The 12,852-nt window shown below is 45.0% G+C and carries 15 protein-coding genes and 1 tRNA gene; 14 read left to right on the forward strand and 2 right to left on the reverse strand.

Annotated elements, in window-relative coordinates; all coding sequences use genetic code 11:
* Positions 1-5 precede the first annotated feature (5 nt).
* The 12 genes from H6624_15580 to H6624_15635 all read left to right on the forward strand — a co-directional run bounded on the left by H6624_15580 (position 6) and on the right by H6624_15635 (position 9,559).
* Positions 6-692, forward strand: a complete 687-nt coding sequence (locus H6624_15580; GenBank protein MCB9085768.1) for a hypothetical protein — start codon at positions 6-8, stop codon at positions 690-692.
* Positions 692-1,684: a hypothetical protein gene (locus H6624_15585; protein MCB9085769.1), complete on the forward strand. Its 993-nt coding sequence runs from the start codon at positions 692-694 to the stop codon at positions 1,682-1,684. The genes H6624_15580 and H6624_15585 overlap by 1 nt, the downstream gene beginning before the upstream one ends.
* Positions 1,656-2,252 (forward strand): hypothetical protein, encoded by a 597-nt coding sequence (locus H6624_15590; GenBank protein ID MCB9085770.1) that lies wholly within the window; start codon positions 1,656-1,658, stop codon positions 2,250-2,252. Before H6624_15585 ends, H6624_15590 begins: the two co-directional genes overlap by 29 nt.
* Entirely contained in the window at positions 2,239-2,988 is a 750-nt protein-coding gene (locus H6624_15595; protein ID MCB9085771.1) for a hypothetical protein, read from the forward strand. The genes H6624_15590 and H6624_15595 overlap by 14 nt, the downstream gene beginning before the upstream one ends.
* Positions 2,988-3,923 carry a TrbI/VirB10 family protein gene (locus H6624_15600; protein ID MCB9085772.1) on the forward strand — a complete coding sequence of 312 codons (936 nt, stop codon included), beginning with the start codon at positions 2,988-2,990 and terminating at the stop codon, positions 3,921-3,923. The genes H6624_15595 and H6624_15600 overlap by 1 nt, the downstream gene beginning before the upstream one ends.
* The gene (locus H6624_15605) at positions 3,920-5,422 is read left to right on the forward strand and encodes a hypothetical protein (GenBank protein MCB9085773.1); all 1,503 of its coding nucleotides are present in this window, start codon (positions 3,920-3,922) and stop codon (positions 5,420-5,422) included. Before H6624_15600 ends, H6624_15605 begins: the two co-directional genes overlap by 4 nt.
* Before the next feature lie 4 nt (positions 5,423-5,426).
* Entirely contained in the window at positions 5,427-6,173 is a 747-nt protein-coding gene (locus H6624_15610) for a replication-relaxation family protein (GenBank protein ID MCB9085774.1), read from the forward strand.
* Positions 6,174-6,363: 190 nt separating this feature from the next.
* Positions 6,364-6,756, forward strand: coding sequence for a hypothetical protein (locus H6624_15615; protein ID MCB9085775.1), 393 nt, complete (start codon positions 6,364-6,366; stop codon positions 6,754-6,756).
* Complete coding sequence (locus H6624_15620; protein MCB9085776.1) at positions 6,749-7,111, forward strand: hypothetical protein; 363 nt, start codon at positions 6,749-6,751, stop codon at positions 7,109-7,111. Before H6624_15615 ends, H6624_15620 begins: the two co-directional genes overlap by 8 nt.
* A gap of 88 nt (positions 7,112-7,199) precedes the next feature.
* On the forward strand, positions 7,200-7,613 hold the full coding sequence (locus H6624_15625; GenBank protein ID MCB9085777.1) for a hypothetical protein: 414 nt from the start codon (positions 7,200-7,202) through the stop codon (positions 7,611-7,613).
* Positions 7,597-7,827 carry a hypothetical protein gene (locus tag H6624_15630; GenBank protein MCB9085778.1) on the forward strand — a complete coding sequence of 77 codons (231 nt, stop codon included), beginning with the start codon at positions 7,597-7,599 and terminating at the stop codon, positions 7,825-7,827. Before H6624_15625 ends, H6624_15630 begins: the two co-directional genes overlap by 17 nt.
* The gene (locus H6624_15635; protein ID MCB9085779.1) at positions 7,820-9,559 is read left to right on the forward strand and encodes a recombinase family protein; all 1,740 of its coding nucleotides are present in this window, start codon (positions 7,820-7,822) and stop codon (positions 9,557-9,559) included. Before H6624_15630 ends, H6624_15635 begins: the two co-directional genes overlap by 8 nt.
* Here the strand turns inward: H6624_15635 and H6624_15640 are convergent.
* A tRNA-Met gene (locus H6624_15640) sits at positions 9,538-9,614 on the reverse strand. The genes H6624_15635 and H6624_15640 overlap by 22 nt on opposite strands.
* Before the next feature lie 308 nt (positions 9,615-9,922).
* On the opposite strand from H6624_15640, the gene H6624_15645 reads away from it, so the two are divergent.
* The gene (locus tag H6624_15645; protein ID MCB9085780.1) at positions 9,923-11,530 is read left to right on the forward strand and encodes a hypothetical protein; all 1,608 of its coding nucleotides are present in this window, start codon (positions 9,923-9,925) and stop codon (positions 11,528-11,530) included.
* A 40-nt stretch (positions 11,531-11,570) separates the two neighbouring features.
* Positions 11,571-12,011, forward strand: coding sequence for a hypothetical protein (locus H6624_15650; GenBank protein MCB9085781.1), 441 nt, complete (start codon positions 11,571-11,573; stop codon positions 12,009-12,011).
* 1 nt (position 12,012) lies between these two features.
* Here the strand turns inward: H6624_15650 and H6624_15655 are convergent, their stop codons facing one another.
* On the reverse strand, positions 12,013-12,798 hold the full coding sequence (locus H6624_15655; GenBank protein ID MCB9085782.1) for a HEAT repeat domain-containing protein: 786 nt from the start codon (positions 12,796-12,798) through the stop codon (positions 12,013-12,015).
* Positions 12,799-12,852: the final 54 nt, after the last annotated feature.

The following is a 12,852-nucleotide window of genomic DNA, read 5'->3' on the forward strand; positions in this document are numbered from 1 at the left end:
AAAAATTGGTTGTAATCTCGTCAGTCATTGGGTCCATCCTACTTCCCGTCAAAACATTTGCTTTTTTTGACGGTGGTGCCGGATGGGCCAATGCTGCTTACTTGGCAAAAATACTAACTGAGAACATCAGACGTTATCAACAACTGCGTTTGATGATTGACCAGGCCAAGGGGCAGGAGCAATATTTGCGGCTCATTCACTCTGGCCTAGAAAATTCGATTGGACTACTTAACTCTCTGCCTGTTAAAGATGAACGTGTTTTAGCAGAACTAAAGAGTTTTAAGCAGTCCTATGAGGCCATTTTGGACGTTTATGGAAAAATACCAAAGAGCAAAGAAGCCGCTCTACACTTGTTGCATGACCAAACGGTAGCTGAATCTATTCGGATGGCCAATTCTTTTAAGAGTTACTCTGAAAAACAGGAGGAGAATTCCATAAAGATTGCCATTCAAAGTAGAGAGGCTTCACCCAAAGGGGCAGCGCGAATGCAGGCCGAAGCCAGTGCTCAAATTTTAAATAGCCTGTCACAGCTCATTCGCCTCAACACTCAAATGCTCAAACTTCAAAGCGAGCAACTTGCGCTTCAAAATAAACTCGGCAAGGACAATGTCGCCGGTTATCAGAGGATTAACAACGATCTTGGATCAGGCTTTAAGAATTTTAAGCCTGAAATGAATCTCGCTCGATTCTAATGTTTGAAAATTTGCATTTGCACGCAAAGGTTCTCCACGCCGAAATGAGTGAGGTCTACTGGATCATGCTTCCCGCCATCGTGGTTTTGCTCATTGTCTTTGAAGTGTTAAAGGGTCCGGGAGATGCTCCAAATGTTGCGGACATTCTAAAGCGCGCCGTCATTTCAATTCTTCTCCTCTTGTCATTTGGAACCGTTGTAAACACGGTCGCTATGCTTAGTGATGGAATTACCGAAAAAATCAGTGGAAGTGAAAATGTCTGGGACGCAGTAAAAAACCTTGGGCCTAATTCGCAAGGAGAATCAGACAGCCTTTTTGATATACGCGAGCATATCATCTATTTTTTTGCAATTGGTGCCTATCTCATTGCTTATATTGGCTTTTTTGCCTCTGTGGCTCTAGTCAATTTTGTCTGGGCGGTTTTGTATGTCTGCGCTCCCCTTCTCTTGCTCTGCTATGTTTCACGTGTAACGGCCCCCATTGTAGGAAACCTTTATCGCGGATTGATTAGTGTGGCCACCTGGAAAATTTTGTGGTCACTGCTCGGCTCACTTCTCTTAAAACTTGCTATGGACCCAAAGGTGGTCGGAATTGAAGATTATTTTTTATCTATGGTAATGAATCTATTGATAGGTCTTTCGATGCTGCTCATTCCATTTTTTACCAAATCCCTTATTGGGGACGGTTTGCAGGCAGCTTCTTCAGCATTAGCCGCTGCACCTGGGCTAATGGCTTCAAAGGCCATTACCCTTGCCTCAAAAAAGTGGGCTAGACAAGTGGCTAAGCAAGGAGCAGGTCATGCTGGGTTTGTAACTAAGCCTCTAATCAATCCAATTTCGGGCAGAGCCAAGGTTATGGCCCATAGGCTTCGACCTCGAATTAATAGGTTTAAAAAGGAGTATTCGGAATTTGGTCTCCCGGAAGAGGCAAAAAAAATCATTAAAAGTGAAAGGAGTAAAAAATTTGCTAAAAACAACCACCGAAAACGGTAAGCCCATCAATCAATGGTTGGCTTTAAATAAAATCTTATTTGTCTATAAATTGGTAGGAGGAGTGCTCGCACTCCTCTGCCTTATCCTTGGGATAATGGCATTTATGCTCGCTATGGCTGACCCCGTGGTAGTGCTTAAGAACGCTGATGAGCAAGTCTACTTCACTGGTCACAGAAGGCCTGTTCAAGTAACAAAGGCCAACATCAAAACGCTTGTGGAAGAATATATTCGGCTACGTTACGAGTGGGACACTCTTGACCCAAGACAAATTGCCCTAAATACATCCCCTCTCGTAACAGACGGTTTTAAGCAAAAAACCTTTGCGTTTTTGCTTAACCTTAAAGAAAAGCAAATTCAAGGCAAAGCGGCCAAACAGGGAATATCCAGCGTAAAAGTTGAAGTTACTGATAGTGCGACAACAGCCAGCTTTGATCGTATTCTAAGAGTCGAGGGGCTTCCTCTAATCATTCCAACTCAGGTATCTTTTACTTTGGTTAAAGGTAGCACAACTCGCTGGAATCCTATGGGACTCTACATAAATGCGACAACAGTTCATGAAGGTCAGTAAATTCCTTTTTGTGTTGGGATTCGCATTGTTATTTCCTCTAAGTCTACCGGCGGGAACTGTTCGCTCAATTGAAGTGGATGGAAGCCGTATGGCGCACATCCGTTTGCGTATGGGTCAATCAACGGTTTTGAGGTTTCCCGAAAAGCCAAAAAAAATTGTGTTGGGAAACGGCAATTACTATTCAGCGGAGTTTATTGAAAATGACCTTGCTCTTCAACCTCAAGGTACGGTTGGAACCAACTTATTTGTTTACAGTGAAAAGTACACCTACGGGTTCCTTCTTTCCACGGTAACGAGTGGACACTACGACGATCTAGTTCAGGTCAGTTGGAAAAAGCAAGAAAAGCCTAAAGCAATTAGCGCAAAAGTGGTGCTTAATACTCCCTCTTTTCAATCTGTTTCCAAGCCCCATACGACATTTGCAATCTCTAATACCCTTCAAGTGGACATTCGTGAAATCCAGAGGTTAAAAGGTAAAGATTTTTATATATTAGACCTAGATATCAAAAATCTTTCAGATGAGGAAATTGGACTTGCTGATATAGAAATCGTTGCCACGAGGAGAAAAAAGAAACTTTTGCCCCAAGAATTCGTGGCAAAGGACGAAAAGCTTGCGCCTAAAGAATCAACGCTAGCAAGGGTTTTTTTAAAGTTAGCTCAAAGTAGAGGCTTCACTCTTCATGTAAAAATAAATGATAGGGAAGTTAGTCGTATTGTTTCTCGGAGATACTTGTAGTGGGAAAATTAAAATCCTATTTGGCTAGATTTTTCTTCAAAGAAGAAGGTGGTAAAAAGATAATCCACCAAAAGCATGCGGCTTTAACGGGAGGTTTAGTATTTGGCCTTGGCCTTGCTGGAAGCATTCTCCCCTCATTGCTTAATCCAACCGACACCAGTGAAATTCAGCATTCAAGTAAACCAATTGCTGCCAGTCAATCAACCGAGTCAAAGTCGGTCGAGTCATCTACTAACATGACCGTTGGCGGCATTCAAGCTGAGGGCAATCGCTCGGATTCAAATAGGCATAGACAGCAGCAGCGTCCTCCTAAAACTATCCGCTATAAGGCGAAGCAGGTTTTTGTACGTGGACAGGGCACAGGTGAGGTCTCCAGCATTCCAACGGGAGCAAGTTTTGTCGGAAAAACTTTGACCAAGATCGACACTAGAACTCCCCACGCTGTTAAAGTTATTCTTCCCTATGGTGGGAGTAGCAAAGGTGGAGGAAGCCATATTGCTAAGAATACTGTTTTGTTAGGAAAGGTGAGCTATCCGGGGCAAGGCGACAGAGTTTATCTCAAATTTGACCGAGGCGTCTTGCCTAGTGGCGAGGAATTTTCACTAGAGGCTCAAGCACTAAGCAGCAAAGATTACTCGCCCGGAATTATCGGAGAATTTCACGGCAATACCGGAAGCCGGATAGCAGCCGTTCTTGGCCTATCGATGGTCAGCGGAATGTCAGAGGTGTTAGTTGAAAAAGAGGCTTTGGGGCAAGGTTATACCGCCACGCCAAAAGCTACATTAAAAAATGGATTTTTTAATGGCGCGGCCAAGGTGGCAGACATGGAATCACAGCGGCAGGCAGAGCGACTTGCTGCTACACCAGAATATGTCACCGTCGAGGCTGGATCGGACGTTATCGTATCACTAACTGGAGCACTTAAAGAGTTATGAAAAACCAAACCAACGAAAACAACCAAAAAAAAGAAAACCTAGAGCGGTTTGTTATAGGGATCGGGATCTGTATTGGCTTTCTTTCCCTCATCGCCTGGCACGGACTAAAAAGAATTAAAGTAAAGTCTGCGGAATTCATATTTCTCGCACCAACGGGCCTGATGATGGCATTTTATCTGGCGTACAATAACTATGCCCATCTCCGAGCCCTTCATGTTGTTTGGGAGGACTTATTCACGGAAAAAGTCCTTGTGGCCTTAATGAGGTTTTCACAGTTTTCTCACTTTGTGGCTCTTTTCTTGATCGGTGGCTTTATTGTTCTCGTCGCACTCGGGTTTAAGACGTTTTTGGAGCGTCGCAGGCTGCAAAAGGATTTGGAGGAAGTGGGTCTAAAAAGTGCCAAGGGCCTAGTCCCAAAGCTTATCTCTCTTGCACACTTGGATAACGGAAAATTAAGGCTGTCCATTCGAGCCAAAGGCGTGGGAGTAGATCGTTTTGAAGCCAAAAAAGGGGACCTTGAGTCAGTTTTTGAAAGCAAGGTGGAATCCATCAGACCATCTAAGGACCGAAGGTTGGTTGAAATCCTACTTTGCAAGCAGGAGCTGACAAAAATGCTTCCCTACACAGAACTGGCGGACAAAGTGACCAAGCCATACAACTTTCCAGTCGGAGAATCTGCCAACGGCCACATTGTAAAATGCATTCGTGATCTGCCACATTTGCTCATTGCCGGGGTGACAGGCTACGGAAAGTCCGTATTTTTTAAGCAAACACTCTTTAGTCTATTAAAGTCAAAACGGACCCAGGTGTACTTGGTGGACCTAAAAAGGGTGGAAACAAAAGAGTTTGAACCTTTTCCCAACGTAAAAATTGTCAAAGACGAATTAGAGGCCGTGCAAGTCTTGCAGGCTTTAAAGGATGAGATGAACCGGCGCTATGCCTACATGGAAAAATTAGGTGTGAACCACCTTGAGCCCACCAAGCACAACCGTGACTTAATAGTGGTCGCTATTGATGAGGCCAGCGTCCTTTATGGAAAAACCAAGGTGAGTAAAGCAAAAGCGGACCTTGTTGCCACGGCCAGAGAGTTAACCCATGATCTTACGAAACTCGCACGAGCTTCGGGAATCCATGTCATTATTGCAACCCAAAAACCTGTCAGCGAGTCTCTAGACACCAGCTCTCTTGAAAATCTTCCTGGGCGAATGATTTTTAAAATGTCCTCCATTCCCGGCTCCAATACGGCATTGGGAAACAAGCGGGCTTATGAATTGCCGGACATCAAAGGACGAGGAATATGGAGAGGTGGCAATGACTATATTGAAGTGCAAACGCCTTACATCTCACCAGAAGAACTAAGGGAGGAATGTGCCGTACTTGCAGGAAGGATCAAAGAGGACAAAAATTGGAACTTTCAGCCATTAATTCAAATAAGTAGCACCAATACCAAAGAGACCCAAACATTCAAAAAGGCGTTTGCTACGCCAGAGGGCGGTTAAAGAGTTGCCAAAAAAAAGCTTATTTGTCACTGAACGAGACCTTGAAATTTTTAAGTTTCTCTACAAACGAAAGGTAGCCAGCCTCGAACAGATTCGCCAGAAATTTTTTATCAGAAGAACTAAGTCGGCAACCTATAAGCGCTTAGAAAATTTATGCTTGGCAGGGTATTTGAAAAAAAGTGGCGTTGTATTCAAGAAACGGCTTCAAGTTGTTTATAGCTTATTGGAAAAAGGATTCCGCTCTCTCACCCCTCGGTTCCCGTACACTATTCATAGACCAATCTTAAAAAGTGATTCCCCGGCTCATGATCTTGGCTTAGGAGATTTATGGGGCCGCCTTGAAGCTTGTCAAATGGTGGAAAGTATTTCTTCTGAAAATATGATTCAGACCTGTGAAGAGCTTGTGGACAACAAGGTTATGCGTGTAGCAAGGAGTCTTCACTCTGATGGAGTAGTCGAAGTTGATTCTCCAAAGGGAAAATTCTTACTGGCTATAGAGTATGAGATCAGTGACAAATCGGCCAGCAGATATACCGCAAAGCTTTTGGATTATTACCTGGCAACTGCGATTCCTGCGGTTTTATACATTTGTGGCAATGCCAGAATCAGGGAGCTGATTTTCCAAGCGGATGGTGAGTTGGGCAAAAAGTTTGAGTCTAAGGTTTATACCTGTCTTGAAGAAAACTTCCATGCCAACAAAGCGGCTGTGGAATTTCAGTCATATCAGGGTGACACGTTTTATCTGAAGTGAAAGGGGTAAAACGAGGGTTAACGATTCAACCCTCTTTTTTCTATAAGCCCCTGAAATCACATGCCCTCGATCTTAAAATTTTAAGGGCAGTCGGAGTTTTTCACGAGAATTTATTTGATGAAACCATTTGGCCAGAGCTTTGCGAGAAGTTGTTTTGGCCAAGTCATTTTATGAGAAAAGGAGTTTATTTATGAAGCGAATTTTAACGTTAATACTTATTGGTTCGGTTCTTAGTGGATGTGCCACATCCACTAAGTCTGTGTTGATGGGAATGGGTACAGGAGCAGCAACGGGTGCAATTGCTGGAGCCGCATTAAGTCAAAAAGACAAAGGAAGAAATGTAGCAATGAGTGCCGCTGTTATGGCTTTTGTCGGAGCTATCGCCGGAAACCTCGTGCACAAAGGTCTAGAAGAAAGAGACGCACGGGTGCGCAAGGAAACACTGTTTAACCTCGAAAAATTTGGAGTATCTGGAATGGAAGGGACTTTTGATAACAACGAGGGCACACATCTTAATGGTAAAAAATTATTGATAATCACTGATGACCTGAAGTGGATTAAAAAAGGTAGGCAGGGTGAATAAAAATAAGACTGTCAGACGGATTGCTGTTTCTGAGGCAATTTTTTGCCAGCTTGAAACTGAAGTGAATAGAATCAAGTCATCTGGTACTCACTTTAAAGTAAACGAGTCTAAGCTTGCCGCCGTGATTATTAAAAGATTTTTTAAAATCTATCTCGAAAAAGACCGCTCGCTGCTTGAAAAGGAATTTTTCGACAAAAAGTCCTACTTGGAACAGCTACTTAAACAGTCTAACTCTGATGAGGAATTGCAGCAAAGCCTCGGACAGTTTTTGCGTAATTCCAAGGGGCGTCGAGGCCGTAAAACCAATAAGAAAAAAGAAAATGATAGTTCGGATTCACTCAAAAGCGAGCTGTGAGGCAACTTGAGTGAGAGGAAACTGGGGGAGTCCTCATGGATTCCCCCTTTTTTGTTTTATTGAAATTAACTTTTAGGAGAAAGAGATTTTGAATGATACTCAGTCAATAGATATCGATTGGAAGGTTTGTAGCGCAGGCGATAAAAGACGGCTTCTAGCAATAAAGGCCCTACTTGCCAGCTTTCCAGGCTTTCTTTTATTTCTGTTTAATAAAGAAAAACCAGAGCTAAGAGCGGATGCGAAGTCGCTAAAAAAGTTCGCCCAATCATTTAGTTCCGGCGAACAGGTATTAATCAACATTGCCATTGATATTTGGAATGGCGAGGGTGGTATTCACTTTAATGACATTTATGAAATATTGGATACAAAAAATTTTATTGCAGTTTTAAAATCCCTGGACATTCTAAGGGGTGAAAGTTTGCACAAGGAACTTAGGACCTTAAAGCTTTTTGAGGCCCTAATTGACCAAGCGGATGCAAAATCTAATGTCAAATCAAGCTAAAACAGGGGCAAAAAGGCAAAATACTCTCTGGAGTCCAGAAGTAAAACTCATGCCAAAAGCGGTTTCTGAGGAGGAATATACATTTTTAGTTGCGGAACTCGCAGAATTTATCTATGATTTCCTTCGCCAGCCCCATCAAAATTCAAATCAATCCACTGTTACTGAAATTTGTACGACAGATAGAGTCGTAGGAAGGACAGTTAGCAATGGGTAAAAAGAAGCAAGCATTTAAAATTGGATTTTATATCAGAGTCTCAACCGAGGAACAGGCTCAGAATATTGAAGGTTCCATTAGAAATCAGGAAGAGCGTCTTAAGTCCCATGTGGAGTTTAAAAACTCTCACGGGCACTTTGGTGAAATTAAGGAAGTCTTTATTGATCGTGCCAGGTCAGGGAAGGACACCAATCGCCCAGAGCTGCAAAAACTCTTGGAAGCTATCAGACAAGGAGAGATCAATTTTGTAATGGCCACAGAATTGTCACGAATTTCACGCTCTATTAAAGATTTTGCGGAAATCTGGGACCTCATGCAGTCGCATGGATGTGGATTTCAAAGTTTACGAGAAAATTTTGATACGACCACGGCGGCAGGGGAATTAGTGCTCTTTTCGATGGCGAATTTGGCCCAGTTTGAAAGAAGGCAGGTCTCTGAAAGAGTCGCTCTAAACATGAACGCCAGAGCTAAACGTGGACTTTATAACGGTGGTGTAGTGCCTTTTGGTTACAAACTGATTGCTGATAAACCTGGGTACTTAGATGTAGACAAAAATCAAAGCAAGATTGTCCAGCGGGCTTTTCAGGTGTTTTTAAAAGAAGAATCCCTATCGAAAACAGCAAAGTGGCTTAATGAAAATGGTTATAAAATGGAGCGTTTTACCAGTGGTGGTGGTAAATTTAGACTTGATTTTTTCACTGTGGAAAACCTTCATCATATATTACGCAATAAAGTCTATGTGGGAGTAAGAACCTACAAGGATAAGGACGACGAAATTGAAGTCGATGCCGTGTGGCCAGCCATTGTCGAGAGGGATTTATTTGACCGCGTGCAAAAGATGTTAACCCAAAATAAATCGCGCAGGAAAACCAGTTATCCCAAACGTCACCCTTACTTGCTTTCAGGAATCACCTTTTGTGAAATCTGTGGAGATCATTTGTCGGGAAAGTCCGCCCATGGAAAAAAGAGAAAAATCCCTTACTATGAACATTCATGGCGCACAAAAAGGGGCTCTACCCTTACCCAGAAAAGTTTTGATTGCGGAAATCATCGACGTTTTTTAGCCGACAAACTGGAAAAAATTGTTTTAGCCGAGGTTGAAAAGTTAGTCACAAATGCACCATTGGTTAGAAAGCTGTTACTACAAGCGCAGCTTGTGCATAAGCAAAGCTCCAGCACCAAGGAGTTGGAGAGTCTAAAGGCCAAGCTCTACAGCTACAACAGTCAATTAGATGCTTTGGCCGAGCGGCTTTCACAACTGCCTAAATCAGTTTCCGCTAAGCCCATCTTTAAACAAATGGAGCGAATAGAGGCCCTAAAGGCGGAAACAAGCGGTAAGATAGAGAGGCTGCGGGGTACGGATAGCGGTAGACAAGCAGAGCCTCCGATTGAACTGAGCGAATATCGGAAGTTTCTAGCCTCTCTAAAAGATTTGCTTAGAGGGGATGACCAGGCCATCAAAGCCAAGATTATTAAAAGACTGATTCATAGAATTGAAGTTGGCAAAGAAAGCGTTACAATCAGCTATAAAGCCGATAAGCCGAGTCTCCTGCGAGAGCCCCTAGATTTGGGCTCTCGCTTTTTTTTATGTCAGAAATCCGGCAAAGTTCTTGAATTTCCCAATAAAAAAGGCGGCCAGGATTCGTGCCCTGCCGCCTCTGACTTTTCTTTGAATTTTTCTAGTGTGCGGTGTTCGAAAAGCTTGACAAATGGTAGCGAGGGAGGGACTTGAACCCCCGACACGCGGATTATGATTCCGCTGCTCTAACCAACTGAGCTACCCCGCCACATACAAATTATAGATAGCAGACCCACCCAATATGCCGGGGCTTGATGCCTTTCGGTGTCATGGAAGAGTTGAGGCTAGAAGGCGTCAGTTCTACCTAAAGGGGCCCTCACCTGTCAATGAGAGGAGAAACCCCCACCAGATTGGCAAAATGTCGTTTATGTGTCGCGTTATCGAGCATGGAAAAGTTTACCATTGCTGGGCCACCTTGACCCTGAAGGTAAAGCCGGACAAAAGTGAGGAAGTTAGAGATGGGAAGTCCTTCGGGGGATGGGGGACTCCATAAGATCAAACATTAGAGGGGGATGTATGAAGCTGTCTCGTCTCATTTGGACGACGGCTGCGACTGTTCTATTGTCGTCAGCTTGTACCAAGAAGGACAATCAAAGTGCGATCACGAATCAGGGAAGTGGCGGAGATCCGGCATTTATTGCGGTGAACTCGACAGCCCCTGAGACCAACACCATTCAGTTTTTGGATGAAGGCCGTCAGCCGCTAGTTGGGGCAAAAATTCTTATTGGCTATGATGCCAATGATCCATTCAATGGCAATGAACTGGTGACGGATACTTCTGGGCTGGTCAACATTCCCAGCGATTGGAAAGCCGCCCTTCCCGTGACAGTGGTATCAGCAGGCAATGTTCGCACGACTTATGACAGTGTCCCGCCCACGACCACCACTCTTCAGGTCTCCGCAGCTGAAGGTGAGGGCAATTTAGAGGTAAAAGGAAACACCACTGACTTCGGCAACCTGCCCCGCGATGGCATGGTGGATTTTGGTTTGGTGATCCCGGGCTTTACGCAGAAAAAGCTTTTGCACTTTGATATTTCTGCGGTTGTCAGTCCTTCGGTGGACACTATTCGTGTTGCCGGCCAAAAGTTGGAAATTCCTTCCAACCTGACTTTGCCGAGCCAAACCGAGAGCTACATTATTCCCATTAAACTGAATAAGCCTCGCTACCGCACTTACGTTCGTCAGGAAGGGCAGCACAAGTTCTTTGCTCTCCATGGAAAGTTCCCCTTCAAAAAGGTGATCGACGATGTCCGTGGTGGCAAGAGCGTGTTTGAGGTGGTGAATCACTTTGAATTCTTAAGCGGTGGAATGACTGAAGTCGGCGTGAATAAATCAGGTGGCCGGGCTGACATGTCGGTTGCACCTGTGGGATTTAACTCCTCAATTGCTGTCAAAGCCCCTCAATATCCTGCGGACAAGTCACTGTTGTCTTTGGCAATGGCTGAGATCGACGGGATGTTGGTGCCCACAGACCTAAAACGACTGTTGCCCAATCAATCATTGAATCTAAAAACCTCCAGTGCTGCTGCCGCCGCTCATGTCCTTCATGTATTGACCAACAGTCAGAACCTAGCCGGGGAATCCCCGCGCATGGCCGTCATGAGTGCTGATCTGATGACTCCGATGGATGCTGAAGCAGAAATTGCTTCCGGCGATGAAGGCATTCGCATCTTGGCTGGCGGTAGCCTGGCCCCTGGTGCTGTGTTTAATCAGCTCAGTTTTGTTCTCCAGAGTGCCCAGGATTCGGCTGCGCCGGTTTTCTTGGACATGATTGCTCCACCACAAATTGAGCCAAATGTTGTCAAAATGCAGGCACCACAGGCTCCTGCGGGAATTTTGCCTGTGGCCACATATTTAGTCCTGTCAGAGGTTGAGGAGCTTGCATCAGGCAAGGTAAAATCTGAGAGAAGAACGCGCCTATGGGAGGTTTTCACTTCCAATTGGGTGGATGCTGTTCGCTTACCGAGCTTCACTTTGAACCGCTTGCCTAACCGCAAGTATCGTTGGGAAGTGATGTATTTGGGCCGCTCAGCAGACGCCTCTGGCGCTGGCAATAGCCCTGGGACAGGAGTTGATTTACTTGAGGGAATTACTCACGTCACCCGCAACGCGGCTGACTTCTAGTCTGATTCTATTGTTCTCACTGGTGAGCGGGTGCGGCTCATTGTTTGCGGATAACCGCGAGCCCCCTGCCACCTTTGGTCCCCGAGAACAAATTTACTTTGCCAGTTTCGATCAAGTCTGGAGGGCCACTCAGTTGGCTCTTCAAAAATATCCCATTCGTGTAAACAACATGGACTTGGGAGTCTTGGAAACCGACAATATCAAGGGCTACAAAGTGTGGATGCCTCCTCATCGCAAGAGCGCCTCTGGTGGCTTATCCTACAAGCTCAATGTACGAGTGGTTAAAGGTGTGGTCGATGGCCGATCTTCCGTACGCGTAACGGTCATGAAGGACACGGAAATGAAAAAAGACTTTTTTGCCTCCAGCAAAAAGCTACCCAGCGATGGTTTGGAGGAGCGCTCCATTCTCTACCGGATCAAGCGTGAGCTGTTGATCGACAAAGCCCTGCAAAAGGCGCAAAAGAAAATGAATCGCTCCTAGATCAGTTGGCAGAGGAGGCTTGTTTGGTGTTGTCTTTCCACCAGGCCAACCACTTTTCCTTTTTCCAATAGGTTGTGGTCTTTTTGCTGCCAAGAACTTGACCAGTGGATCTTTCCAGACCTTTTATGGCATAAGGATGAAGATCCTTGTCCCCATCTCTCAGTGCCGAAATAAATCGAGAAGTGTCTGAAGGACGGCCAAACTTGCTGAGGGCACGAACAATGTGCTTACGAATCCACAGACTCTGCTGATTGCGGAAATTCTCCTTGGCATTCAGTCGAGACCACAACTTTTCAGAAAGCTCCTTACCACTTACCCGATCGATAGCTTGAACGGCGGCTGTGCGAACCACCAAAGCTTTGTCGTCCAATAGTTTCTCAGACCACTCCAATACCTTTTTGCGCGAACCATGAGTTAAAGCGATGAGGGCAGCATTGCGCATAAACCACTCGTCACTCTGGAGGGCTTTCTCCAGAGTCGGCTCAGCCAGCTTGGGCCACGCCTGTCCCAAAGCGGTGGTTGCCCGCCATCTGGTCTGCAGGGGTTCCTGGGGATCAAAGGCTAACTCCTGAAGAGCCGCAACACCGCCTTTACCCAAGGTCTTAATCATTAGTAATCTTTCCTTCAAGGGCTGGCGAAGAGCGCGAACAGTGCGATCACGGTAGGGCCCTGCCAAGATCGATGAAGGCTTTAAGCCTTCTGTTTGACCGCGATTGGGCGCCGCCTGAGCCGAAATTGAGATGGAACATAGAACAATTAGGCTTAAGACAAATTCCTTGGCCGGCAATTTATATCTCCTGTTGTTGGGTCCCCCACTTGACCCGTTACTAAGCTGAACTCT

This window comes from Pseudobdellovibrionaceae bacterium (assembly GCA_020635075.1).
Lineage (GTDB): Bacteria > Bdellovibrionota > Bdellovibrionia > Bdellovibrionales > UBA1609 > JADZEO01.

Bases quoted from the DNA above. Each gene is read 5' to 3' on its own strand.
- H6624_15585 (MCB9085769.1), top strand. From the start codon at position 692: ATGTTTGAAAATTTGCATTTGCACGCAAAGGTTCTCCACGCCGAAATG.
- H6624_15595 (MCB9085771.1), top strand. From the start codon at position 2,239: ATGAAGGTCAGTAAATTCCTTTTTGTGTTGGGATTCGCATTGTTATTT.
- H6624_15605 (MCB9085773.1), top strand. From the start codon at position 3,920: ATGAAAAACCAAACCAACGAAAACAACCAAAAAAAAGAAAACCTAGAG.
- H6624_15615 (MCB9085775.1), top strand. From the start codon at position 6,364: ATGAAGCGAATTTTAACGTTAATACTTATTGGTTCGGTTCTTAGTGGA.
- H6624_15630 (MCB9085778.1), top strand. From the start codon at position 7,597: ATGTCAAATCAAGCTAAAACAGGGGCAAAAAGGCAAAATACTCTCTGG.
- H6624_15635 (MCB9085779.1), top strand. From the start codon at position 7,820: ATGGGTAAAAAGAAGCAAGCATTTAAAATTGGATTTTATATCAGAGTC.
- H6624_15645 (MCB9085780.1), top strand. From the start codon at position 9,923: ATGAAGCTGTCTCGTCTCATTTGGACGACGGCTGCGACTGTTCTATTG.